Origin of the sequence: Stappia albiluteola, assembly GCF_014050225.1 — a bacterium.
In the GTDB taxonomy this organism is placed as follows: domain Bacteria; phylum Pseudomonadota; class Alphaproteobacteria; order Rhizobiales; family Stappiaceae; genus Hongsoonwoonella; species Hongsoonwoonella albiluteola.
Map to the genome: position 1 here is coordinate 1 of NZ_JACFXV010000024.1, position 326 is coordinate 326.

1 protein-coding gene is annotated in these 326 nt (G+C 69.6%); it reads left to right on the forward strand.

What is annotated here, in order from left to right; all coding sequences use genetic code 11:
* On the forward strand, window positions 1–326 hold a 326-nt coding region (locus tag H2509_RS00825; RefSeq protein WP_182161331.1), incomplete at both ends, for a hypothetical protein.

The following is a 326-nucleotide window of genomic DNA, read 5'->3' on the forward strand; positions in this document are numbered from 1 at the left end:
GCGGCGGTGACGATCGCGCCGTCGCTGCAGCTCGGCGATGTGGACAGCGCCACGCTTGCCGGCGCCACGGTGGCGATCACCGACCATGTGGCGGGTGAGGATCTGCTCTCCTTCGCCGCGCAGGCCGGCATCTCGGGCGCGTTCAATGCTGAGACGGGTGTGCTGACGCTCACCGGCACGGCGAGCCTGGCCGACTATCAGGCGGTGCTGCGCTCCGTTACCTACGCCAATACCAGCGACAATCCGAGTGCGGGCGCGCAGGGCCTGTCCCGCACGATCAGCTTTACCGTCGACGACGGCGGTGCGGAAAACGCCGCCTCCGCCCC